We start from the raw sequence: 2,988 nt of genomic DNA on the forward strand, positions 1-2,988 counted from the left end.
AGGGACCGGGAGCGCAACCCCGGTCGGGGTCCAGAGGGCGCAGCCCCCGGCGGGGTGCAGGGGCGCGCCCCGCGTCCCCGGCGCACACCGCGCTCCCCGGGGCGGCGCAGAGGCTCAGCCCCGCCCCCGCGGCTCGCGCGTCCCCGGCGCACACCCCGCACCCCCGGGGCGGCGCAGGGGCTCAGCCCCCGCGGAAACGGTGAAAGCGGGGGCACCCCCTCCGGGGGAGGGACCGGGGCGAACCGACCTAGACCTCACCACCCCGCATCGCCTTCTGCAGATGCCGAATCAACGCATTCGCCGCCGGATTCGCAGACCCGTTCTCCCGCCACGCAAAAGCGATCGACCCCCGCATCGACGGATCCGTCAGCGGAATTCCGCACAGCGTCGTCGGCCGGATCGCCGCGAACGGCGCCGGCAGAATCGCCACCCCGAGCCCCTTCACCGCGAGCTCCGCCAGGAGATTGGGGTCGCTCGCCTCGAAGGCGATCCGCGGCGGGAACCCCGCCTCCGCGCACGCCTCCTCCACCGTCGCCCGCGCCCCCACGCTCTGGTGGAAGACGATGAGGGGCTCGTCGCGCAGGTCGACGAGGCGCAGGCGCTCGTGGCCGGCGAGGGGATGGTCCGGGCTGACCGCCGCGACGAGCGGTTCGTCGGCCACGGTCATTGTCTCCACCCCGGGCGGCACGGTGGTCGACGGGGAGATCGCCACCGCGTCGAAGTGCCCGGCGCGCAGCGCGGTGAGCAGGTGGTCCGACGTGGATTCGGAGAGCGTGATCTCGATCGCGGGATGCTCCCGGTGGAAGTCCGCGAGCAGTCGCGGCAGGTCGTAGGCCGAGGCCGACGAGGTGACCATCCCGACCGAGACCCGCCCGCGCAGCAGCCCCGTGTGCTCGTCGACGGCCTGCCGCACCCCGGCCACCGCCGCCAGCGCGGCGCGCGCGTACGGCAGCACCGCCGCGCCGACCTCCGTCAGGAGCACCGTGCGCCCGGTGCGGTCCAGGAGCTTCTGCTTCAGTTCCCTTTCGAGCTGGCGAATTTGAGTGCTCACACCGGGCTGGGCGACGTGCAATTTGGCCGCCGCTTTGGTGAAACTCCTTTCCTCCGCCACGGCTACGAAGTACTCCAATTGCCTGATCTCCATAAGGATTGATTATATCAGCCAGACGCACTGCGTATTGGACTTATGAACTCCCCTGCGGGATCATACGAGTCGGCGCCCCCGGCGGCGACCGTATGCCGGACGGCACGCATACACCGTGCGAGGCGCGGAAGTTGCTCGCCGGCATCGTGACTTTGCGTGCCGTTTACCGGCGCCCCGGCGTGCGTGTATGTCGCCGTCGGCGTCGTCAACTTCCGCGTCCCGGGATGCCGTTGATCCCCGCAGTGCCGATCCGCTTCATGTTTGAGGTGACGGTTCGTCACATCCGCTGGATTGTGGGCCCTGCATGAGAGGGGAGTGAGTGCCGAATGCCGCCGACGCGGTGCCGGGTCAGGTGGTCACGGTGTACGTGCCGGCGTGCGCTGTCCTGGTCGGGCGGTGCTCGCGACGGCGGCCGCCGCACGGCCGCGCGGCACCATCGGCCATCGCCATGGTCCTGACCGGTTTCACGGCGGCGACGGTATCGGTACGGCTTTGGGTGGCCGTCTCAGCTGGCGCGGCGCGGCGCGGCGCGACACGAAGTCGCTGGGGGTCGTTCCCTGCGCCGATCGGTTTCACCGCGGTCTTCGCGGTGGCGTGCCTCAGTGTGAGCACGCGGCAGCGGAGCCGACTGATCGGTCCGAACCCGCCACCGGTCTCGCGGCACGCCCGATCCTGTACGCGGCCATCGCCCTGGCGGCCGCGATCGACGGCCCGGGCCTGTCCGGCCCCGCCCACCGGCCGGCCGTACGCCCCCGCCGGCCTGTGCCCCACCGGCGCGGTGGTGCCACGGCATGTCCGCAGCGGTCGAGGATGTTCATTTCCAACTTCCCTCGCCGGTCTCCTCCATACCGGGTTCCGAGGCCCGTCGGGGGGCCTGGGCCGGTGGTCCGAGCTTCCCTCAACCACGGCCGGAGAGCCAATACGAACTGCGCATAGCAGCCATATCCGAGGTGCATCGACCCGCTGTGAAGCACTTTTCGTGACAGCCGGTGAATTCACGCCATGGCGCATTCGTACGGGGTCGCGAAGGTTGAGTGGATCTCGGAGGTGGTCCTGTGGCATCCGTCACAGATTGATGAACTGCCCTGGTGGGGACCATGATTTGATTGCTTCTGTCCGATGGGCGGCTCAATTACGCCCAAGGCGTTGCGAGTCAAGCCCCATCCGTGTCAAATAGTCCTCATGCGGCGTACATCGAAATCCGTTGTCTGACGCCGCGCAGTGGGGCAGAATCAACCAGGTCGTTGGTTCCTGGCGGAACCGACGGGACAGGTGTATCCAGGGGCGCCCGCGGTACGGCTACGCGAGCGGCGCTCCCGAACGGGGGATCCATATGAACACCAAGTTGTGTCCATCGGCCGTACCACCCGGCAGCGCGGTCTGCGCTGCCGCTGCCGCCGCCCGTCGAGCGGGCGCCGCGACGGCTTCGCACTAGAGAACCCGGTCGGCATGGGTCGGCCCGGGCGTCGCGGCCGCGCCACCCGCATATACAGCGGGGCGCGCGGCGTCGGCGACCCTGTGCGCGGTCGCGCCGCTCCGGCCGGCTCCATGGCGAACTGATTCCGCCCCGCCGGTCCGTGGTCCACGGACCGCTTCACCCATCCGCACGTAACGGCTGCTCCGGCACGTCAACCACCGCCCGGGGGACTGTGGTTGGCTCTTCGGAAAGAGGCCGGATCCGGGCTCGTCCCGGGGCCGTGGCGGCGGATTGCATCATCCGTACACCTGCATTCCATCCGACATCCATGGAGGGGAACTAATGTCCGATTCTGTGCAGTCGCAAGGTTTTACGGACAGCGCCGAGCTGCGCCGGGTCAACCGGGCCACGGTCGAGAAGTACATGA

The 2,988-nt window shown here is 69.6% G+C and carries 1 protein-coding gene; it reads right to left on the reverse strand.

Annotation, left to right across the window (positions count from 1 at the left end; all coding sequences use genetic code 11):
- Positions 1–247: 247 nt before the first annotated feature.
- Complete coding sequence (locus I5Q34_RS32930) at positions 248–1,144, reverse strand: LysR family transcriptional regulator (RefSeq protein ID WP_199896172.1); 897 nt, start codon at positions 1,142–1,144, stop codon at positions 248–250.
- Positions 1,145–2,988: the final 1,844 nt, after the last annotated feature.

Origin of the sequence: Streptomyces sp. AV19 (assembly GCF_015999245.1) — a bacterium.
Taxonomy (GTDB): domain Bacteria; phylum Actinomycetota; class Actinomycetes; order Streptomycetales; family Streptomycetaceae; genus Streptomyces.